Annotated in this window: 11 protein-coding genes; 3 read left to right on the forward strand and 8 right to left on the reverse strand. The window is 69.9% G+C overall.

All coding sequences use genetic code 11. The features are described from left to right. Nucleotides 1–117: 117 nt before the first annotated feature. Both ACZ6SF_RS20055 and ACZ6SF_RS20060 read left to right on the forward strand, forming a co-directional pair. Nucleotides 118–660: a MarR family winged helix-turn-helix transcriptional regulator gene (locus ACZ6SF_RS20055; protein WP_466063678.1), complete on the forward strand. Its 543-nt coding sequence runs from the start codon at nt 118–120 to the stop codon at nt 658–660. A 90-nt stretch (nt 661–750) separates the two neighbouring features. Next, a complete protein-coding gene (locus tag ACZ6SF_RS20060) occupies nt 751–1,797 on the forward strand; it encodes a DUF7159 family protein (protein ID WP_466063679.1) in 1,047 nt (348 codons plus the stop codon). Between the two features lie 28 nt (nt 1,798–1,825). Here ACZ6SF_RS20060 and ACZ6SF_RS20065 read toward each other — a convergent pair whose 3' ends face one another. The 5 genes from ACZ6SF_RS20065 to ACZ6SF_RS20085 all read right to left on the reverse strand — a co-directional run bounded on the left by ACZ6SF_RS20065 (nt 1,826) and on the right by ACZ6SF_RS20085 (nt 7,364). After that, complete coding sequence (locus ACZ6SF_RS20065; RefSeq protein ID WP_466063680.1) at nt 1,826–2,602, reverse strand: enoyl-CoA hydratase; 777 nt, start codon at nt 2,600–2,602, stop codon at nt 1,826–1,828. A 75-nt stretch (nt 2,603–2,677) separates the two neighbouring features. Beyond that, entirely contained in the window at nt 2,678–3,424 is a 747-nt protein-coding gene (locus ACZ6SF_RS20070) for an ESX secretion-associated protein EspG (RefSeq protein ID WP_466063681.1), read from the reverse strand. A gap of 6 nt (nt 3,425–3,430) precedes the next feature. Continuing rightward, nucleotides 3,431–4,252, reverse strand: coding sequence for an ESX secretion-associated protein EspG (locus ACZ6SF_RS20075; protein WP_466063682.1), 822 nt, complete (start codon nt 4,250–4,252; stop codon nt 3,431–3,433). Further along, the gene (locus tag ACZ6SF_RS20080; RefSeq protein WP_466063683.1) at nt 4,249–6,807 is read right to left on the reverse strand and encodes a hypothetical protein; all 2,559 of its coding nucleotides are present in this window, start codon (nt 6,805–6,807) and stop codon (nt 4,249–4,251) included. Before ACZ6SF_RS20080 ends, ACZ6SF_RS20075 begins: the two co-directional genes overlap by 4 nt. A 77-nt stretch (nt 6,808–6,884) precedes the next feature. Further along, nucleotides 6,885–7,364: a YbaB/EbfC family nucleoid-associated protein gene (locus tag ACZ6SF_RS20085; RefSeq protein ID WP_466063684.1), complete on the reverse strand. Its 480-nt coding sequence runs from the start codon at nt 7,362–7,364 to the stop codon at nt 6,885–6,887. Nucleotides 7,365–7,553: 189 nt separating this feature from the next. Between ACZ6SF_RS20085 and ACZ6SF_RS20090 the strand changes: the two genes are divergently transcribed. Next, nucleotides 7,554–8,240, forward strand: coding sequence for a hypothetical protein (locus tag ACZ6SF_RS20090; RefSeq protein ID WP_466063685.1), 687 nt, complete (start codon nt 7,554–7,556; stop codon nt 8,238–8,240). A gap of 46 nt (nt 8,241–8,286) precedes the next feature. Here ACZ6SF_RS20090 and ACZ6SF_RS20095 read toward each other — a convergent pair whose 3' ends face one another. From ACZ6SF_RS20095 to ACZ6SF_RS20105, 3 genes are all read right to left on the reverse strand, one after another. Next, nucleotides 8,287–8,607, reverse strand: coding sequence for a hypothetical protein (locus ACZ6SF_RS20095; protein WP_466063686.1), 321 nt, complete (start codon nt 8,605–8,607; stop codon nt 8,287–8,289). A 37-nt stretch (nt 8,608–8,644) separates the two neighbouring features. Continuing rightward, entirely contained in the window at nt 8,645–12,532 is a 3,888-nt protein-coding gene (locus tag ACZ6SF_RS20100) for a WXG100-like domain-containing protein (protein ID WP_466063687.1), read from the reverse strand. 200 nt (nt 12,533–12,732) lie between these two features. Continuing rightward, nucleotides 12,733–22,617 (reverse strand): toxin glutamine deamidase domain-containing protein, encoded by a 9,885-nt coding sequence (locus ACZ6SF_RS20105; protein ID WP_466063688.1) that lies wholly within the window; start codon nt 22,615–22,617, stop codon nt 12,733–12,735. Between the last annotated feature and the right edge of the window lie 27 nt (nt 22,618–22,644).

Here is a 22,644-nt window from a genome sequence, read left to right on the forward strand (position 1 = left end):
CATCATGACCCGGGGCCTCCGTGCGGCCCAGAGTTGAGATCTGGCAGATCGCAATCGGCCCGCACGTCCGGCGTACGGTCCGGGGCGCTCCCCCGGCGGCGTGCAATGATCGAAAACATGTCTCGCCCCCGTCCGCTACCGCTCGACCCGATCCAGGAGGCTCATCGCCAATGGGTGGGCCACGGCTGGGGCGCGGTCGCCGACGGTATGGCGGCGGTGACCTCGCTGGTCCGGGCCCAGCAGATCGTGATGGCCCGGGTGGACGAGGCGCTGCGGCCGACCGGTCTGACCTTCTCGCGCTACGAGTTGCTGCAGTTGCTGAACTTCAGCGCCACCGGCGCGCTGCCGATGGCGGTGGCCAGCGCCCGGTTGCAGGTGCACCCGACCAGTGTCACCAATTCCGTGGACCGCCTGGAGGCGGCCGGGCTGGTGAACCGGGTCCCGCATCCCAACGACCGGCGGGCCACGCTGATCGAGATAACTTCTGCCGGAAGGGATCTCGTCGCCGAGGCCACCGAGTATCTCAACGAGCGGGTCTTCGCGCGCCCCGAGTTGCCGCCCGACCGGTTGCGGACGCTGCTGCAGTTGCTGGCGGAGTTCCGCCATACCGCGGGCGACTTCGACACCGGCGAGGAACCGGCCCGCTGGCACGAGAGCTGACAGCAAACAAAGCGACGGCCAGGCAGCCGGTCAGCAAATTTCTCGGTGATTCGGCTTGGCAACACCGCCGCCACGGCGCACCATATGTTTATGGTGCTGGTTCTCGGGGTATCAATGGGCTCCTCGGGAGCGCGCGCAGTACTCACACATTCCGATCAGCCGCACCTACCGCCCATCGACCGCTGCCATATCCGCGCCGCGGCCGGCGCCTCCCCCGTCGAACCCGTGCTGACCGCCGTCCGGCGGATGTACACCGCGGCCCGCCGGCGCGACGAGTACATCACCGGCACCGCCGTGACCTGCCAGAACCGGTATCAGGCCGAACTGGTGGGCGAGGCCCTCGGCACCGGGCGGGTGACTCTCGTGGACGAGGCCCTGGCCCAGGCGCGGTACCTGCGGTTCACCGAGAAACTCCCGGCCACCGGCTCGGTGACGCTGTTCGACCTGGGTTCCTCCGGGCTCACGCTCACCCAGCTCGACTGCCGCACCGATACCGTCATCGCCGGAACCTTCTGCCCCGGAGTCGGCGGCGACGCCTACGACGAGATGCTCTGCGAATGGCTGGACGAGGCGGGCGTGTTCACCGACGAGGCCGCCGCGGGCCGGTACCGGGAGGCGCTGAGCAGCGCCCGGGTGGTCACCGCGGCCGATCCGGCCACCGCCGAACGCGCGGTCATCACCCGCAGTGATCTGGCCGAACTCTGCGCCGAGACGGTCCGGGAGGCCGCCGGACTGGTCCGGCGGGTCGCCGAGCAAACCGATATCTCCCCCGACGCGCTGGCCCTGCTCGGCGGCTGCACCCGCAACGCCGCGCTACGCGCCCGGGTCGGCGATCTCCTGGCGCTTCCGCTGATCTGCGACTCCGAACCCGAATACGTCTCGGCGCGCGGGGCGCTGCTGTTCGCGGCCGAACGTCCCGCCGCCGGTATCCGCACCGCCCATATCCGGGCCGGTGGCCAGGTGGTGCCGCTGGCACCGCCGACGGTCGGGCGGCGCAAGGTCTACGCCGCGGCCGCGGTGACCATCGGCCTCGGGGCCACGGTGGCAGGGCTGCTCACCGCGCAGAACGGCACCGCGGCACCCGCCCGGAACAACTACGTCCCCACCGACGTCCTCGACGCCCCGCCCGAGCCCTGAACCGGGCTCGGGGTGGCATCCGGCGGGATCAGCGGTTGGTGAAGCGGGCGTCGCGCTTGTCCACGAACGCCGCCATCCCTTCCTTCTGATCCTCGATGGCGAACAGGGAGTGGAAGACCCGCCGCTCGAAACGCAGGCCCTCGCTCAAGGTGGTCTCGAAGGAACGGTTCACCGCTTCCTTGGCGATCATGGTGACGGGCAGCGACATGGACGCGATGGTCGCCGCCACCTCGAGGGCGGTGTCGAGCAGTTCCGCGGCCGGAACCACCCGGGACACCAACCCGGCCCGTTCGGCCTCCTCGACGCCCATGTTCCGGCCGGTCAGCACCAGATCCATGGCCTTGGCCTTACCGATGGCGCGGGTCAGCCGCTGCGAGCCGCCGATACCGGGGATCACGCCGAGCTTGATCTCGGGCTGGCCGAACTTGGCGGTATCGGCGGCGATCAGCAGATCGCAGATCATGGCCAGCTCACACCCGCCGCCCAGCGCGTATCCCGCCACCGCGGCGATGGTGGGCTTGCGGAACTGGGCCAGCCGCTCCCAGCGCGCGAAATAGTCGTCCAGGAACATATCCATGTACGACTTCGGCTGCATCTCCTTGATATCGGCTCCGGCGGCGAAGGCCCGCTCGGAACCGGTGATAACCACGGCGCCGATCTCGTCGTCGCGTTCGACCTCGTCGAGCGCGGCGATCACATCGTCGAGGACCTGCGCGTTCAGCGCGTTGAGCGCCTTGGGCCGGTTCAGCGTGATGAGGGCGACCCCATCCTTACGCTCCAGCAGAATCGTCTCGAAGTCGGTCACGGCGCATCCTCTGGTTCGTAATGGTCATGAACATCGGTGACGATACCGCGCGCCGGGCGGGCGGAATCGAGGCGGTTACGACTCCAGCCGGAGCATGATCTCCGCCATTCGCGCCTCGATCCAGGCGCGGATCGCGTCGCCGTCCATCCCGGTCATCCGCTCCTCGGGCCCCATCGCGTACCGGCCGTCGCCCGGGATATCGCGCCAGACCAGCCCCACGTGGATGATCCCGGGCTCCCGGAAGCCCAGATAGCCCTGGATCACCTTGAGTACCCCGGCATCCGGCCCGGTCGCGCTATCGGACGTGGCGGCCGCGTGGACCGCGCCGGTACCCGGACCCATATCTCCGGAGAGGAGCCCGGCCACCGACCCGGGATCGCTGCCCGCACCGATATCGGGCAGCAGGCCCACCACCTCCCGCCCCAGGGCCGCGGGCCGGCATCCGGCGATATCGAAACCGCCGGAATGGGCCACGGTCTCCCCCGGCCGCTGGGTGATCACATAGCCGCGCTCGTCACGACGGATCGCGTGGACCCGGACGCACTGCCGCGGATCGGTGTGGTGTCTTTCGTTCCACAGGTTCGCGGTGACCATGATGTCGGGCCTGATCAGCGTATGGACCATGGCGTCGAATTCCGGATCCGCGAGCCGTCGCAACTCGTCGCGTACCGCGTCCTTCTCGGCCTCGTAGTCGTCGGCGAACTTGGTATCGCTGGTGAAGGTGAACGGCCGCGGCAGGCGCCCACCGATACGGCGGTCCTCGCACAGCACCTTGAGCTGCAGTCCGGTGAGTGTCCAGCGGTGGTCGGCGGGATCAGGCACCGGTGGTCATTCCTCGATTTCCATATTCCGGTCCAGCCGCTCCACCAGCAGACCCATCTGCTCGTCGATCCAGGCGACCAGATCCTCGGTTCCCATTCCCGTCGCCGACGGCGCCGGATGGTTCATCGGGATCACGTACCGGCCGTCGCCCGCGACGTCGCGCCACAGCATCCCCATCTCGATCCGGCCGCGGGGACCGTATTTGGAGCGCCCCTGGACCACCCGGATGGAACCGCTGCGGATCGCGGCCGTGCGCAGGAAGTTCAGCGCGCGGTCGTAGTCGTTACCGGCGTCCTCGTCTTCGTCCTCGTCGTAATCGGAGATCATCGAACCGGACGAGCTGTATCCGGGTTCGAATCTAGGATCCCTTGTGGTGTCGGGAATCCGGGTATCGGGCAGCCGCCCCGCCCGCGAGAACGGCACCCGCGACAGCACGATATCGCCCAGCGCGTGCGGATCGCATTCGACGATATCGAAACCGGCCGCGTGGTGCACCGTCTCGCCGGGCCGCTGGGTGATCACGAAACCCCGGGCCCGCTGCCGGAACGCGTGCACCCGGACCCGCGTTTCAGGATTGTCGAAATCCTCGTCGCCGCCGAACGCCTGCAGGCTGACGAAGACGTCGGGTTTGGCGAGCGCGACGCCGAGCGCGTCCAGTTCACCGTTGTAGCGGGCCCGCAGATCCCGGGAGACCTCGGAGAGCTCCCATTCGAGGTCGTCTGCCCACCGGATGGAACTGGTGTAAACCAGTGGCCGGGGCAACCTGCCCTCGGTGTGGGCTCCGCACAGGGCCCGGAACTCCAGATCGGAGAGTGCCCAGCTCCTCACGGTTCGATCACCGGCTTGACCCGGTCCGGGATCTCGAAGACGTCATCCATATTGTCGCGGCCCTGCAGGAACTTCGGCGCCTTGTAGTCGTTGTTCTGCCCGCCGGAATTGGCCGCGCCCGCGCCCGGCGCGCCGCCCATCGGGGCGCCACCCATCGGGGTCCCGGAATGACCGGCCGTTTCCATGCCCGGTCCCGCCAGCGCGGCCCGGGGAAAGAGCTGCGATTGCGATTGCGACTGCTGCGGTTCGGGGTAGGGCGACATCGGCTGCTCCGGAGTGGGAGGGCCACCCGGCAGACCCGCGCCGCCCCCACCGGCCCCGGCTCCGGCCCCGCCGCCGAACGCGTTGGCCAGCTGGTCGAGCTGCTCCCGGGCCGGGTCCATCAGGCCTTGCAGATGCTGCTGGATCTGGCCGGGATCCAGCATCCGGGCCAGTTCGTCCATACCCGGAAGCCCGCTGCCGAGCTGAGCGAATGCCTGGATGCCCTGGGTGAGCAGGTTGGACAGGATTCCCAGCGGGTCCTGACCGCCGCTGCCGCCGGCCGCGCTCGACCAGCTGTTGCCCGGAGTACCGTCCCCGAGCCCACCACCGAGGCCGCTGCCGCTGCCCGAACCGGCGTCGTTGCCGAAGAGCGTATCCGCATTGCCGAAGGGCGAGTTCTCGTCCCACAGCGAGGAGAGCGGGGTGTTCTTCAGCTCTTCGGGCATATCCTCCAGCGGGACACCGGTGAGCTGCGAGAGCGCGTCCGCCAGCGAGGGCTCTCCGGAGCCGTCCGACGCCGTGATCTTCCGGTTCTTCAGCGCGTCCGGCAGCTCGGATGCCGGGATACCCGTGAGTTTGCTCAGGAGATCCGCGGCCGTGGGGTTCTCCGGCATTTCGCTACCGCTGCCGGAGGAGTCCGAACCGGGCCCACCCTCGGAGCCGGGGGTGTTGCCGACGGTCGAGCCGGGACCACCGCCGCTTCCGCCGGAGGAACCGCCCAGCAGATCCTCGGCCGACGGCATCTTCGGCATCGACGGGCTCTGCCCTTTGCCGGTGTAGGCCGGGCTGCTGCCGCCGCTCTGACCGCCGGGGCTCCCACCGCCCGATTCGCTACCTCCCGAGGACGCCGTTTCGGGCATGGACGGCAGCGACGGGCCGCCCGAGGACGCGGTTTCGGGCATGGACGGAATGGAAGGACCACCGCCCGACGATCCGGTGGGCGTATTGGTCGGCCCGCCGCCGCTGCCCGACCCGCTGCCCTTGGAACCGGCCCCGATGGGCGTGTTGTATCCGCCCGAACCGCTGCCCGCCCCGGCGCCCGAACCGTTCCCGCCGGTGTATCCGGAACCCGGGCCGCCGCCGGGCCCCCCGTTGGCGTTCTGACCGGCCTCCAGGCCGTCTTCGTAACCGTCCTCGTAGCCCTCGTTGTAGCCGGACTGATAGCTGCTCCCGCTCCCGCTACCACTGCCGGAGCCACTACCACTACCCGAGCCGCTCCCGCTGCCGGAACCACTACCGCTACCCGAGCCACTACCGGAGCCGGAACCACTACCGGAGCCACTGCCACTGCCACTGCCGCCGCCGGAGCCGTCGCCGTCGCCCTCGGGTTTCGTGATGGGCCCGTCCAGGACGGGCATCACCTTGACGGTTTCCTTCATCGGTTCGAGGTAATAGGTGTTGAGCCAGCCGCGGAAATCGCCCAGATCCGGTTCGTGACAACCGCCCGGTTCCGTGGCCACACCCGGCATGAACGCCTTCGTGTACGACAGGAAGGTGGCCGCGTAGGCCATACTGTCGCGGACCTGCTCGATGGAGTCGATCAGCGGCTGAACTCCGTTGCGGTAGTTGCGTACCGCGTCCTGTGCCCCCGCCGAGCCGGTGCCCTTCCACGAGTCGGCCAGCGGGAAGATGGTATTCACCAGACCGTTCAGCTTGTTGCCCAGATCGCTTGCCAGCGAACCCCAGGTCGCCGAACGATCCATCACGGCCTGTGCGTTGATGGACTGGCCGTGGTCGTACATCTCCCGCCAGGACACCGCGTCCTGCGCCTCGACCTTGATGGCATCGCCGGGATCCTTGTTGCCCCCGTAGTTCTTCACGCCGGTCGGGATATCGGGGCGGGTGCCGGAGAAAATCGTCTGCCACTTATCCGGCTGCGAAACCGCGCTGCCGCTCGTGGAAGGTTTGTACTCCGCCGCGCCCTCGCCGGGCTTGATCCCGTCCAGCTGGTCTTTCGACGCCTGGTCGACATCCTCGTAGGCCTTGCCGGCGGCGATGAACAGCTGGCTCATCCCCTCGAGCACCGTGGCGTGCTCGCGCAGGATCTCGTACAGGCGGCCGGCCTTCTTGCTGTACACACCGGCGAGCTGGTTACTCGACGACAGCGCGCCGAACGGCGCCGGATCCAGCATGTCCAGTTTGTGCTGGGTGATGGCATTGGCCATCCCGCGCAGATCGTCGACCAGATCGGCGGCCGCCCGCGCGGCGGTGATCGCATCCTTCGGGGTGAACTGCAGATGTCCCTCGTTCGCTTGCGTCGTGAGATTCGACAGCGTGTTCGGGTCCAATGCCATGAGCGTTCACTTTCCGTCGTATTCGGCGACCGGCGCCTGCTGCGGCACGGCGGGGCCAATCGTGATCGGATGCGTTGTCAGTCCCGGTCCGCGACCACGGATGCCGGTCCCTGATCGTCGGGTTCATCCGGTTTGTTCCCGGGCCAGTCCGGCGAATCGGGCGATACGGTCGGCGTTTTCGGCGGCTGTGGAATCAACCCGGCCAGATCCGGCGCGCCCTCGACCATCTCCGACAGCTTGGGCAGCGAATTACGGTGTTCCAGAACAGGTTCCATGAGTTCCCGGGCCTTCTTCTGAACCTCCGCCGCGGCCTCCTGCACGGCCTTGGTGAGGGCCGCGGCGATCTCGTCCATCGTCAGGTCCAGGATATCGTCGGCGAAGCGGGTATCGATGAGCAAACCGTCGGCGTTCACCGTCACCTCGATCCGCCGCTCCTCGGCCTGGACCGTGGCGGTGAGCAGGGAACGCTTCTTCTGCACTTCCGCGATACTGCGCATCTGATGACTCAGACCGGACAGCATGGTCGCCATATCTTCTTGCAGACGTTCGTTCACCACGCGCCGACTCACTCCTTCCGGTCCGGGGTCCCACAAGACCGCACCCCCGGATTACAACGCATTCGCGTGAATTTCTCGTGGCGTACAAGAAAATTCGTCGCAGAACCTCGGCGCACCGCACGGTTCGCCCTGGTGCCGGAGGTACATTCGGTGTCGATCGCGCTCGTCTCGACAGGTGGAGTATTGGACATGGATCCCGCCCGCTGCGTTGTCCTGGTACCGGTCGGCAGCCGTATCGAACCCCCCTGTGAATCCTCGCTCGGGGAACTGGAACGACGCGGCTACCCGGTATGGCGGGTGCCCGGCGGAGTGGGCATCGACCAGGTCCGCAGCCAGATGGCCACCGATGCGCTCGCGGCGGGTTTCGAGGAACTGATGTGGATCGATTCCGATACCGGGTTCGACGCCGACGCGGTGGAAATGCTGCGGTCCCACGACCTGCCGGTGGTGAGCGGTATCTGCGTCAAGAAGGGTCAGCGCGCACTGGCCTGCCATGTGCTGCCGGGCACGGAGAAGTTCGTGCTCGGCGAAGGCGGCGGGCTGGAGGAGATCCTCTACGCGGGCACCGGATTCCTGCACACCCGGCGCTACGTGTACGAGGACATCGTGAAACACGAGAAGCTGCCGGTCTGCAACGAACGGTTCGGCCGCAGCCTGGTCCCGTACTTCCTGCCGCTCGTGGTCTCCGAACCAGGCGGCGGTCACTGGTATCTCGCCGAGGACTACTCCTTCTGCGAACGGGCACGGCGCAGCGGTCACGCCATCCACGCCGACACCCGGTTCCGCCTGGACCATATCGGCACCTACAGCTACAGCTGGGAGGACGCGGGCGCCGATAAACCGCGGTACGCCGGCTATACGTACCGGTTCAACTGACGCTCCGGCCGGCAGTGGATCCCGGACCACCGGCCACCGGTGCGGGTCAGATCTCGGTGTCCATCTCCCGCAGCTGACCGACCGCGTCGCGCTGACCGGTCGCGAACGCGCCGAAGGTGCCGGAGATCCCGTCCACACCGTCGAGCAGGTTCGGTTTCGAGGTGCCGTACCCGTCCTTGTTCTGACCGTCGACGAATTTGCGGCCGAACGAGTCGTTGCCCCAGGGCTGCCGGGTCGATTCGTCCTCGAGACCCTCCAGCCGGGTGCGCAGCTTGGTTCCCACACCCTTCACCGAATCGGCCAGATCCTGGGTCAGCCGCGCGGCGCGCTCCAGCTGATCCGGATCCACCTCTACGCGATCCACCATGTCGTACTCCTCTCTCGTTCCGGCCGCCGCCGGATCACTACAGCGTGAACGGCACGTCCACACCGGAGTTGTCGGTCCCCGGATCACCGCCGAACACCTGGCCCGGCTGCACCACGGTGCCGTCGGGCACCACCGCCCCCGGCAGGATCACCGCGCCCTCGTGCACCACCACGTCCTTGCCGACCACGGCCCCGGGATGCACCTGCGCACCGCGGTGGATCTCGGCGTTCTCGCCCACCACCGCGCCGTCCTGGACCGTCGCCCCGGAATGGACGAGGGCGCCCGCCCGGATATCCACGTCCTTGCCCACCGTCGCCCCGGCCTGCACCTCGGCGCCCGGGCCGACCGTCGCCGACGGGTCGACGAACGCCTCCGGCGAGATGACGGGCGGCGGCGGATCGGCGCCGGGGTCGCCCGGATCACCGGGACCGCCCGGCACCGCCCCCTCCGGCAGCCAGTCGTCACCGGGTGCTTCCGGCGCGGTGAAGGGGGCGATAGGGTACGGCACACGCATCGGCCAGCGCTGGGGGCGGGGCTTACCGCGCACGTCCTTGCCCTCGCCGAGATGGTCGTGCACATGGCCCGGGTTCTGGCGGTGGTTCTCGCGGTAGGCCTCGTAGGCTTCGCGCGAATCCGGGGTCAGACCCTGCAGCATCCACAGCGGCAGCCGGTTCGGGACGGGTGGCGGGGCGGCAGCCGTATGACCCGGTGGCGCCGGAGGCGCGGGCGGATGGTTCACGGGCGGCGCGGGCGGCGGATAGTTCGGCGCCGGCGGATGATTCGCGGGCGGCGCGGGCGGCGGGTAGTTCGGGGCCGGCGGGTAGTTCGGGGCCGGGCGGGGTCCCAGGGGCAACGCCGCCGATTCGTCCGTGTCGCTGCCCCACGGAGTCCAGGGGCCGCCCTCGTCCGTCGACGGCGACACCGGTCGCGATCCCGTATCGGAATCCTGGACCAGCGGGGGCGGGAACGTGGGCCGGACGGGACGCGGCGCCACGACGTCGGGGAACCGGTTCGGAGGTGGCGGCGGGATACGCGTGCCGTCGTTTCCGGGCGGCGGCGGACCGTAACCGCCCGGCGGGCCCTGCGGGGGCATCGGGAACTGGGACAGCAGGGTATCGAAGGAGACATCGGACTCGGTCGGCGAACGGCTGCCCTCCGTCCCCTGATCCCAGCTCTCGTAGGAATCCCGGATCGGGCCCGACTGTTCCTGTTCCGTCAGCGGCGATACCGGCCGGGACGGCAACGGCAGCGCCTGCTCCTCCGCGGTCAACGGCGATACCGGCCGGGACGGCGGCCCCTGGTCCCGGTTGGGGATATGTGGCGGCGGAGCCGGAGTGGACGAGCGGGAGGTGTCCGAGGACTGCTGCGAGGATCCCGGCGGCTGGTTCGGGTTCACCGCGGGCGGTACCGGCCGGCCCGAATTGATCGGGCCGTCCTGTCCGCCGAGCGGGCCGTGGAACTGCGCGGGCATATTCGTCATCGGAATATCGTCGGGACGCATGGGCGGGCCCTCGGAGTCGGGCGAGAGCGGCACCGGCCCGGAATTGTTCAGCACGCCGCCGAATCCGGGCGGACCCTGCTGACCGCCCAGCGGTCCCGAACGCGAGCCGCCCGGGGGCTCCGGCGCGGTCCGCTGCGGCGGTGGTGGCGCGGGCTGCTGCTGTGTACTCGACTGCCCGGACTGCTGCGATACCGACGGCTGGGCCGCGGGATTCACCGGCCCCTGCTGGCTCCCGGGCGGCACGTTCTGCTGGCCTCCGGGCGGCATATTCTGCTGGCCTCCGGCCAGGGGCGCGCCATTGTTGCCGGTGAACGCCGACCCCTGCTGGGATGCGCCGAAATCGTGTGCGCCCAGGGTGGGGCTGTCCGATCGCGTACCGCCGAGCGGCGCGTCGTAGAGGGAGCCGCCGTCGGATTCGGTGAACCACCCGTGCTGCGGCATCCACAGGGAGTTGTTGCCGTGGTTCGACGGACCGCCCAGGTTCCCGTCCAGCGGACTCTCGTTGCGGAAACCGCCCTGGTAGCCGCCCTGTTCGGAATTCCCGCTGTACTCGCTGAAACCGTCGTCACCCTCGCGGTAACCGCCGAACCCGCCGTAATCGCTGAAGCCGTCGTCGCCTTCGCGGTAGCCGCCGTACCCCCCGAAACCGTCATCACCCTCGCGATAGCCGCCGTACTGGCCGAAACCGTCGTCGCTGTCGCGATAACCCTCGGAGCCGCCGAATTCACTGCTGCGATCGCTGAACGATCCCTCGCTACTGGCGTCGTAGCCCCGGTCCTCGCCACCGAATCCACCCTGCTGATTGCCGAACGACTGCGAGTTCTGCTGGAACTGTCCGCCGTCACCCTGCAGCCCACCCGTGTTCCCGACGTTCCCCGAATTGCCTATGCCCCCGGAATTCCCGTCGATCCCACCCGCGGCCGCCAGCGGGCCCCCGCTGTTCAGACCACCGCCACCGTTGACGCCACCGCCACCGTTGACGCCGCCACCGCCATTCAATCCACCCCCACCGTTGACGCCGCCTCCACCGTTGACGCCGCCCCCACCATTCAGACCGCCCCCACCGTTCAGGCCGCCGCCACCATTGAGGCCACCTCCACCGTTCAGGCCGCCGCCACCGCCATTCAATCCACCCCCACCGTTGACGCCGCCTCCACCGTTGACGCCGCCCCCACCGTTCAGGCCGCCGCCACCATTGAGACCACCGCCACCGTTCAGACCACCCCCACCGTTGACGCCGCCCCCACCGGTGACCCCGCCTCCACCATCGGTGGTACCCGTCGTCGCCGCGGCCGCGACCGGCGGAGCGAAGAGCCCGTCGCCCCCGTACCGGGGCAGCCGCCACAACTGGCCGCGGAACCAGTGGTCCGACCGGAAATGCGAGGCGTCGGTGAAACCGTCCGCGGTCTTCGGGATATAGCTGTTGAACGCCGCGCCGCCACGCACACCGCCGACGATCCCGCCCTGCGCGATATTGCCGACCCAGCCCGGCCCGTTGGAGAAGGCCGAGAAGTCACCACCGGCGGCCAGCGCGGTGGCGAGATTGCCGAAGACGGCGCCGAAGGCGTCGGAGGTGGCGCCGATGAACATTCCCCGGAAGGTTCCCATCGCGGGGTTGTAGACCATCTTGTTGGGAAGTTTGCTGAGGCCCTTGTCGATGAATTCGCCGAAGTACCGGCCGAATTCGCGGGCGGGGATGGCGCCGGCCGCGCCGCCCAGGGCGCCCAGGCCGAATTCCTTACCGTTGAATTCGTGCCGTTTCCCGTCGGCGATCTGGCCGGCCTGGATACTGCCGTTGATCGCCATCGGCACCACGGCGCCCTCGATGGCCCGGGCACCGTAGACACCCCACCCCTTGGCCGTCGGCCAGGTGGGTGTGCCCTTCACCAGGTTCTTCCAGAAATGCCCCGTCGAGGTCTTCGACGCGCCCATCCGGGCGGCGATATTCGCGATGGTCTTCTGCACCGCGTCCTGAATGATCTTGAGCGCCGATCGCGTGGAGACGATGGCGGCGGCCTCCACGGCGGGGGCGGTCGGCGGGAAGAGCCACGCCCAGGCGATCTCGATGGCCAGCCAGCACAGGGTGAGGATGATGGTGAGCTTGGTGGCCTGCAGCTCGGTACCCATATCGAAGGTGGAGTCGTACTGGGTCATCATCAGGGCCGCGATCGACTCGAGCGACTGATCGCCGCTGCGCAGCGCGTCGTAGCGGCCGCCCATCTCAGTGCGGCCCGCGCCCTCCGGATAGGCGTCCATGGTGGCCTGTTTGGCCTGGTCGATCTTGGCGAGCAACGCGGTGAGCTCTTTACTCGCCTCTTCCCAGGCGGCGGCGACGGCCCACGCCTTGTCCTCGTCGCCGTCGGGCCATTCGGCTCCGGCGATCCAGCCCAGCCAGCGCAATTCCTCCGGCAGATAGAGAGTCATACCCGCCGAACCGCGTCAGTCCGACCTCGCTGGCTCACCGCTACCTCCCTGACGGCCGACACCGATGTCATTCCAGCGCATTCGGCTGAACCCGCAGTTTCGCGGAGACCAACGCGACGCGATATCCCGGCGAATCGGCAGCCGTTCCAGAGGTCCGAACCGGGTGCCGCGCCCGGCGAATACGGCCGCCACCGGGTCTTTCACGCAGAGTCGCTCCCGGAATCGTTCAAGGTGAACGGGACATCGACCTCCGGCTCGTCCGCCGGGCCTTCGGCGGCAGGTGAGGTATCCGGGCCGTCCGACCCGGGTGACGGGTCACCGCCGTCACCGGGTACCGCACCGGGCGGCAGCCACGACACACCGGCGGCATCGGCCGCCCGGAAACCGGTCGGCAACGACCATTCGATCGGGCGCCGGCGTTGCGGACGTCCGTGCCCGCGGACCCCCGGTATCCGTCCCGGAGCGTCCGCCGAATCCGATCCGCCGGTCAGTACTCCGTGGTCCCCATCTCCGGCCAGGTCCCGTCCTGCTCCTGCCGCCAGCTCGCCCAGGCCGCGCCCACCATCGCGTCGCTGTTCGTCGGACTGGGCAACCGGGTCTGCTTCGTGATCACCATCGAGAACTGTTCCGCCGGTTTCAGTTCCGACGTCACGCTGACCCGGTATTCGACGGTCTCCGGACTCTCGCCGGTCCGCAGCAGTTCGATCCGGGTCTGCCTCGGATAGATCTGCCGCGCGACCGGTGCCCGGCCGGTGTTCACCGCCTCGGTGTAGTCCTCCATCACCATCTGCCCCGACCAGCTCGGATACTGCAGGATCACTCCCGTGTCCGCCTGCACGACCAGGCACGACATCCCGATGGCCCGGCCGGTCTCGACGTCCTCCTCGGTCGTCACCGGCTGGAGGAGCCAGTCGCCTATCGGCATCCGGCCGATGAAGTACTGATGGTCGGCCGGAAGCGCCTCCCGGAGGTGAGTGCGCACCTGTTCCTCGTTCTGTAGCGGCGGATTCATCGATCACTCCTTCATCGATTCCGGTATCGAGCGGATCGCCCGCGGGGTTCTGCGCACCGCCGGTGTTCGCCGGTGCGGCCTCGATACTCCGTCCCGGTGGGAACGCGACGAAGTTCAGGTACGCGGTGCGCTGGATCAGCGATAACGGCGGGCTGTCCCATACCGCACCGGTGACCGGATCCCACCACACCGGTTCCGGCGCACCCCGGGGGAAGACGACCACCGGCGCGGAGGCGCCCTCGATCACCAGTCGGTCATCGGGCAGGGACCGGTCGAAGGTCCCGGTGGCCGGGTCGACCTCCACCGTCACACCGACGGCCACCGCCGCGGCACCGGGACCGAGGTGCTTGACCCAGTCGTGCAGTGCCGCGTACTGGTCGGCCATCGAGCCGGCCGGGAAATCGTCGAGATCGGTCTTCGCCCAGCGCAGCAGCCGGTCGAGTCCGTCGCCCGCACCCGCGTCCTCGTCGTCGGGCCCGGCGGGCACCGGACGCGGGGCGGCGACCTGCGGGGCCCCGAAGAACGTCGACAGGGCCGACAGGGCGGCGTCGAAGGTGTTGAGCCCGAATCCCGGAGCGGCCGGGTCCTCGGGGTTGACCAGGGTGCGCAACGCTGCCCCGGGCGTCGGGAAGGTCCGGGGATCGGCCGCCGTCACGAATCCGCCGCGACCGTCCCGCATCGCGTTCTCCAGCGACTGCTGCGCGGCCGGATCGACCGGGCCGAAGTGCTGATCGCGATCGTCGGCGGGTGGGGCCAGGCGTCGCGGTGGCTCCGGTTGCGAGACCCCGGGGGCCACCAGCGGGCCCACATTCCGCTGCACTCCCGACTTCCCGTCCACCCGCCGGCCCGGCGGCACCTCGAGGAACCGGAAGTCGACGGCGTTCGGGAACTCCTGCGCGGGCGGGGTGTCCCAGGTCTGCCCGGTCACCGGATTCCACCACACCGGGCCCGGCGCGCCGACCGGGTGCACCACCAGCAGGATCTCGGTCTCGTCGGAGAAGCTCGAGACGAGGCTGCCGGAATACGGGTCCCGTTTCCCGATCCCGAGTACCGCCACCGCGGCGGAACCGGGCCCGAGACCGTCCACCCAGTTGTGCAGGGCCTGGAAATGCGCCGATTCCGGGCCGATCTCGGTGCCGAACCGGCTCAGACTCGTCCGGCCCCAGAACTGCAGGCGGTGCAGACCGCCGTATTCGTCGTCGCGATAGCCCTTGCCGAGCCCGTGATCCGGATAGCGCGGCACCGCGACCCGGGGAGTGCCGAGGAACGAGGACAGGCCCGACAGAGCGGCGTCGATCTTGTTGTAGGTGCGTTCGGGGGAGGTCGGCCCACCGCCGTTGACGAGCTTGCCGTAGGGCAGGTCGGCGGTCGGATATGTCCGTGGATCGGCGGCCACCACGAAGTTCCCGTCCCGATCGCGCAATGCGTTCTCGAGCGCGGTCCGGTATCCCGGATGCTCGAGTTTGTCCAGGTAGCCGCGCTCGAACCGGCGGCTCTCGGCCGGATCGGCCAGCAGCATGGCCGCCGGCCTGCGGCGGCGCGGGGCGACGGCGGGCAGCGGGCGCGACTCCGTCGCCGGCGGGGGTGGCAACGGCGGATTGCCGTCCGCCGGTGCGGCGACGACGGTGCGGCCGGCCGGTATCGGCAGGAATTCGACCGCGGTCGACCGCTGGTCCATGTTCCGGGGCGGACGGTCGGACATATCGCCGCTCTGCGGGTCCCACCACACCGGGCCGGGCGCACCGACGGGATAGACCACCACGACCGCGTGCGCACCGGCCGTCTTCGGGGAACCGTCGGGGTTCGTCAGCGGGGCGCCGGTATCGGGATGGACCGCCTGCCAGCGGTTGGTGACCACCGCCGCCGAGCCCGGGCCCAGATGCGCGACCCAGCGCGTGATGGCGTCGAACTGCTCCGGTACCGATCGGCCGTCGTAGTCGTAGGAATCGAACCCGGTGCGGAACGTATGCGTGATCCGCTCGGCGCCGCCCTCCTCGGGGCCCGACCGGCCGATCACGTTGTTCACCACGGGGAAGAACGCCGGGGCGGCGACCGTCGGATGACCGAAGAAGGTCGCCAGCGCCGCCAGTGTGCAATCCACGCAATTGGTTTCGCGCCCCGGCGCCGACAGTCCGGCGGCGTTGACGAGCTCACCGTAGGGCGTACCGCCGAGCGGATGCACCCGGGGATCGGAGTAGCGGACGAAGTTTCCGTCCTTGTCACGCATCGCCTGTTCCAGCGCCCGCTGCGGGCCCGGACCCTCGAGGGGCGCCAACTGCCCCGGGCCGTATACGCGGCTCTTGTCCGGATCGACCACCTGTAAGGGAGGCGCCGGGTGCCCGTGCCGCGGCGGCGGTGGAGCCGGCGGCGGCGGGGTCGGAACCCGGCTCGGCGCGGGGGAAACCGCGGATGAGCCCGGGTCCGGCCGGTCGTGGGTGGGCGCGGGATCCCGTGGTTCCGGATCGGGTGCGGGGCGGGTGACCGGCGGCGGTGCCGGTTCGGTGGATTGCGCTACCGGTTGCGTCCGCGGTGGTTCCGCCGGCAACCGCCGGGTCCAGCGGCGAAACCGCTCACGCAGGTGGAACGGGGTCCCCGCGGGATCCTCCGGGCGGATCGGGCGGGGCAACGGGCTCGCGGGGGCCGGGGTTGCGGTGCCGGTCTCCGGACCGGGCGGGTCGGGCGGCAGGTCGCGGTTCGCGACGGTCTCCTGCTGCGCCGCGGCAGGCGCGTTCGCGGCGGTATCGGCGATCGTCCGGCCGGGAGGTATCGGGACGAATTCGAGCTTCGCGGTGGTATCCACCAGCGACTGTGGTGGCGTATCCCAGGTTTCTCCCGTCATCGGATTCCACCACACCGGTCCGGTGGACGACGGCGGATAGACCACCACCAGTGGCTCCGGATCGCCCGGCGTGGGCCGGCCGTCCGGGGTGGGCCGGGGTAGCCCGGTCTGCGGGTCGAGTTCGGGTTTCGCGGGCAGGACCAGTGCGGCCGAACCCGGCCCCAGCCCGGCGACCCAGTCGTGCAGTGCGTCGTACTGCCGCGCCATCGGCAGGGTCTCGTCGAAGCCGGTGGGCTCACTACCCAGCCACTGGATCGCGCGATCCTTCCCACCGGTCTCGTCGGCCCGGTCGTTTCCCGGAACCGCGGGATCGGGTTCACGCCGGGCGGCGACCTCGGGTCTGCCCAGAAAGGTCGACAATGCCGACAGCGCGGCATCGAACCCGTTGGCGCCGCGGCCCCACAGCGTGGTCCCGCCGGGGTTGACCATCTTCCCGTAGGGATGCTCGGGACGCGGATACGTGCGCGGGTCCGCACCGATCAGGTAGGTGCCGTTGTCGTCGCGCAGCGCGTCCTCGAGGGCCTTCTGGAACCCGGGATGCTCGACCTTGCGCAACCGGCCCGGCTCGAACCGGCGACTACCGGAGGGGTTGTCCAGGACCGCCGGAGGCTCCGGCCGCTGCTGGACCGGCACGACGACCGGCTCCCGGACCGGGGCGGGCGGAACCGGGGCCGCAAGCGCGGCGGGCGCCGATACCCGGCTGTCCGCGAGGCTCGGCAGTACCGTCCGGCCGGGCGGGATCGGGATGAAATCGACCCGCTTGGTGCTGTAGGTCAGCCGCAGCGTCGGGCGATCGGACATGATGCCGCCCTGGGGATCCCACCACACCGGGCCGGCGGCCCCCACGGGATAGACGACGAGGGTCGCGTGCCCGCTCAGCACCGGCCGGCCGTTGTGGACCATCGGCCGTCCGGTCCGCGGATCGTTCGGCTGCCAATGGAACGAGACGTAGGCGGCCCCGCCCTCCCCGAGATTCTTCACGTAGTCGTGGATGGCGAGGAACTGCTCGTTGATGGACCGGTAGCCGTCGTTGAACGAGTTCGGCTGGTTCTCGAGCATCTGGTACAGCCGGGTCTGGTCGATCCCGTCCGAACCCCCGGTATCGACCACGCCGTTCACGATCCGGTGATAGCGCGGCAGCGCGACCTGCGGCAGGCCGAGGAACGTCATGAGACCCGATACCGAGCAGTCGCAGCAGTTCTTGTTCCGGCCGGGGACCGTGCTGCCACCGGCGTTGATCCGCGACCCGTAGGGATCGTCCCGGGATGGGAAGGTCCGCGGATCGGCGTACTTCACGAAGTTGCCGTCGGCGTCGCGCATGGCGTCCTCGAACTGCTGCTGCAGCGCCGGATCCTCCAGCGGCGCGAGCCATCCCGGCCCGTACATCCGGGTGTCGTTTCCGTTGGCCAGTCGCGGGCCCGGCCAGGGCCGGTCGTACACCGGCTTGGGCATGACCGCCTGTTGCGAGTCCGGGATCTGCGGAGCCGCCGGCTCCCCGGGCTGCGCGACCGGACCGGCCGTGGGCGGGGCGGGTTGTGCCGACCCGTCCAGTTGCGGCCGCTTCGCGGACCCCGCGGCGGGCTGCGGTTCCGGCAGCGGGCGTTTCGTTCCGGTGGCTTCGGTCGTCCCGGGTTCCGGGTCGCTCACCGTCGAAGCGGCGGGATCGGTCATCCGGACATCGGGGTCCGAATCGTCGGGCGGGGCTCCGACGGCGATCTCCGATTCGGGAGGCTGCGCTTGGGTGTGCACCGAGAGGTCCGGTTGCGGGGTGAGTTCCACCGGCTCCGTGGCAGGCGCGGGTGCTCGGCCCCCTGCGCGGTCCAGCAGGCGGCGCAGCCGTTCTCGGAGGCGCACCGGGGTGCCGGCGGGGTCGGACAGTGGCTCGAACCGAGTGTTTCCGGAGTTCCCTCGATCGCCGGACGCGGGTCCCGGAGCGGAGCCACCCGTCTCCGGAGCGGCCGGTGCCGGGACCGGGGCGGGTGTGGATGTATCGACGGTCCGGCCGGGCGGAATCGGGATGAAACCGAATCCGGCCGTGCTCCGGACCAGGTTCTCCGGTGGGGCGTCCCAGGTTTCACCGGTCACCGCGTTCCACCACACCGGCCCCGCCGCACTCGGGGGATAGACGATCACGGTGGGTTGCATGATGGTCACCGGCCGGTTCTGCGGGTCCCGTAGCACGTTGCCGGTGGCCGGATCCCGCTGCGGGACGACGCTGAACACCAGCGCCGCGGATCCCGGACCCAGATGGTGGATCCAGTTGTGCAGATGGGCGTACTGCTGCGCGACCGGTTGCGTGCGATCGAAATAGTTCGGCCGGCTCCGCAGCCACTGTGCCGCGCGCTCGTGCCCCGCCCGCTCGTCCTTGCCGTCGAATCCGTTGGGACCCAGGTCGGGATGCCGGGGTGCGGCGACCTGGGGGTTCCCGAGAAAGGTCGCGAGCGCCGACAGGGCGGCGTCGATCTTGTTCGAGGCCCGGCCGGGTAGCGCCGGACCGCCCGCGTTGATCATCCGCGCATACGGATTGCCCGGTGTGGGGTAGGTCCGCGGATCGGCGCCGGCCACGAATCCGCCGGAACCGTCGCGCAGGGCGTCCTCCAGCACCTTCTGCAGTCCCGGATGTTCGACGGGATCGAGATGGCCGGGACCGAAGGTGCGGCCCCGGGCGGGATCGGTGAGCCGCGCCGGGAGATCGGGATGAGTATGAACCGGCTGGACGACCGGCCCCGGCGGCGGCGCGGGGTGCGGAACGGGAACCGGCGGTGCGGGGGCGGCGGTCTCGTCGGCGATCTCGCGGCCCGGCGGGATCGGGATGAAATCGACCTTGCTCGTCACCGCCACCAGTTCCGGCGGCGGCCCGTCGGTCATCCTGCCGGATTGCGGATCCCACCACACCGGACCGGCCGCGCCGCGCGGGAAGACGATCACCGTGGCGTGGGCGTAGGTCTTCGGCTTGCCGTCCTCGAGCACCGGCGCACCGGTCGCCGGATCGATCACCGGCCATTCGTTGTTGACGAACGCCGCCGACCCCTCGCCCAGATGGGCGATCCATTCGTGCATGGCCGTGAACTGCTCCGGGATCGACCGGCGGCCGTCCCGGTAGCTGTCCGGATAGGTCCGCAGCATATGGAAAACCCGGTTGAGAGCCTTCTTCTCGTTACCGACGGTATCGACGACACCGTTCACGATGTCCGGATAGCGCGGCGCGGCGATCTCGGGGCGGCCGAGGAAGGTCGCCAGCCCCGATATCGCGCAATCGAGGCAATTGTTGCCGCGCCCCAGCGCCCCGGGGCCTCGGATATTGACCAGCCGACCGTACGGAGTGCCACCCGCCGGATGGGTTCGCGGATCGGCGTACCGGAGAAAGGTTCCGTCCTCGCCCCGCAGCGCGTCCTCGAGGGCCCGCTGCGATTCCGGATTGTCGACGGGGGCGAGCAGTTCCGGACCGAAGACCCGGGTCTTGGACGGGTTGGTCAGGAGCATGGGTGGCTCCGGGCGCCGCCGCACCGGTGGATCGGGGCTGGTGGTCTGTGGCGCGGCGGGGTCGGCGGGCTGTATCGGCTGCCCGGTCTCGGGCTGCGCCCGCGGGCCGGGTTGCCGGATCGGCGGCGGACCCTGCGGACCGGCGGTCAGCGGCACCGGTACCGGCAGCACGGGTTGCCGCGCCGACGCCCGGTGCGGGTCCGCGGTGGGTTCCCCCGAGCGCGGCTTCTTCGGCGGTGGCTCCGGATCCGTATCCGGCTCGGTCCCCGGATACGGCCGTTTCGGCCGGCTCGCGCCCTCGTCGACCTCGGTGGCCGGTTGCTGCCCGCCCTGATGCGCGGGCGGGGTCCGCGGCGCCGGCGAGCTCTGGCTCTGGGCCGGTGAACTCTGCTGGTGCGCGGGGGAACTCTGCGCCTGCGCGGGCGCGCCCTGATGCTGGGCGGGCTGATTGGCGGGGGCCGGCGACTGCGGCGCGGGTACCGGCGACGCGGGATTCACGGGTCCCGGCGGCGGCGAAGGCATCCCCGGATCGACCAGCGGAAGCGGTCCGGGGACGAAGTTCGCCGAGATCTGGGTATCGGCGAGCCAACTCGGTGTCCCGTCCCACGAATCCCATTCCCCGGCGTATTCGGGCCCGGCCAGGCCCGCCCAGTCGAAATCGTCTCGCCATTCGAACGATTCGGTGGCTCCCGGTTCCACCGCTGTCCCCGGTTCGGGAGTCGCCCGCAGTGCCGCCGAACTCGATTGCGCGGCCGGTGTGTCCGACCTCCCGGGCTGCGGCTGACCGGTCTGCTGAGCCGGCGTCGTGGACTGTCCGGGCGGTGGCGGCGGTCCGGTCTGCGTGGATCCGGCGACCGGCGTGGATACCGGCGGCGGGGGCGTCCCGATCGGTTGCGGGGCGACCGGTCCGTCGCCGAACCGGTTCTCCGCCACTCTGTTCTCGGTATCCGACCGGCCGGTGAGTGGATCCTGCGTATGGGAGGTGAGCAGATCGGACCGCTGCCCGTTCTCCTCCGTCTCCGAGCGCGCCGGGTCGCCGCGCCGCTCTCCGTGGTCGTCGGAGGTCGATGTCTCGGTGTGCTCGGACGACCGCTCCCCAGGGTGGCCTTCCCGCCCGCCTTCGGAGACCCGTCGATCGTCGGTTACGTCGTTGTCGTGGTTCGACTCGGTGTCACCGCGATCGCCGTCCGGCCGTCCGGCCTTCTCGCCGTCCTCCGACGGAGTTCCGGATCTGCTGTCGTTCTCGGAGGGCTCCCCGACCTTGCCACCGTCTTCGGCGGAATCGCCGACCTTGCCGCCGCCCTCGGACGAATGCCCGATTTTCCCGCCGTTCTCCGAGACCTCACCGATCTTCCCGCCGTTGTCCGACGATCCTCCGAGGTTCCCGCCCTGCTTCGACTCCGTGTTCCCGAAGTCGCCGGTGTTCCCGGTGAACGCACCGGCGGGCTGCTGCTGCCCGCCGGGAATACTCTGCGGTCCGGTGGGCGATCCGAAGGCCTGCTTCGGAGTGAACTCGCCGCTCGGGATCGTGCGCGGACCGCCCGGGTGTGCCCGCCCGGATTCGTCGCCGCGCCCGCCGGTCTCCGGGCCGGATCGGAATCCGTCGCCGCCCCCGGGGGATTTCTCGTCCTGCCCGGACGTGCCCGGGATCTGCTCGCCCGAGACGGAACCGTCGCCGCCCCGGGATTCGCCGAAGGCCGGATCGCTGCGCCCGAACACATCACCGGCGCCGCCGGCCCACCCACTGCCGTTGCCCATCGGACCGAATCCGAACGTCGACGGATCGGCCGCGCCGACGATCCCGCCCTGGATGAATCCGCCCGCGACCCCGATCCCGGTGAGCGTGTCCTCCAGACTCTGCCCGGAGATCGCCGAGACGAACAAGCTGCCGAATATCCCCGCGACCCCGTCCGAGGTGGCGCCGACGAACGTGTTCTGCCCGGCCCGTCCCCAGATACTGCCGAGCTGCCCGCCGAAGACGTTGGCGAAGCCGTTGTTCAGTCCCTTGGCGAGCCCGCTGCCGATCGGCTCCGCGAAACCACCGGCCCCGACCCCGTAACCCCATTCCTCCCAGTTGAATTCGTCGCGTTTGCCGTCCGCGATCTGGCCGGCCTGGATGGCCCCGTTGATCAGGCCCTCCTCGGCCGCGCCCTGCAGCACCTCCTGGCCGAACTGTCCCCAGCCCTTGGCCGTGGGCGCCACCGGCTTACCGGCCAGCAGACTCTTCCAGAAACTGCGTTTCACCACGGGCGCGCCCAGTTTCGAGGCCGCCGCGGAGATCGCGCGCTGTACGGCGGTGGTCACCGCCGCCAGTGTCGCCCGGGTGGTGCCGACGGCCGCGGCCTCCACGGCCGGGGCGGTCGGCGGGAACAGCCAGGCGAGCGCGATCTCGATGGCCAGCCAGCACAGGGTGATGATGATGGTGAGCTTCTGGGCCTGGAGTTCGGTGCCGATATCGAAGGTCGCGTCCGCGGTGCCCAGCATGGAATTGCCGAGTGCCTCCAGCGACGATTCGCCGCCGCGCAGGGCGTCGTACTGGGCGCCGATCTCCGCGCGCGCGGCTCCGGCCGGATAGGCGGCCATGGTCGCCGCCTTGGCCTCGTCGATGGCGGCCAGCAGAGCGAGCAGTTCGCCGGCAGACTCTTTCCAGACCGTGGAAACTTCCCACGCCTTGTCCTCGTCACCGTCGGGCCACTCCGCACCGGCGATCCAGCCCAGCCAGCGCAGGTCCTCCGGGAGGTAGAGGCTCATGGATCAACCGACATAGAACGTGTACAC

Source organism: Nocardia sp. NPDC049935 (assembly GCF_055586645.1).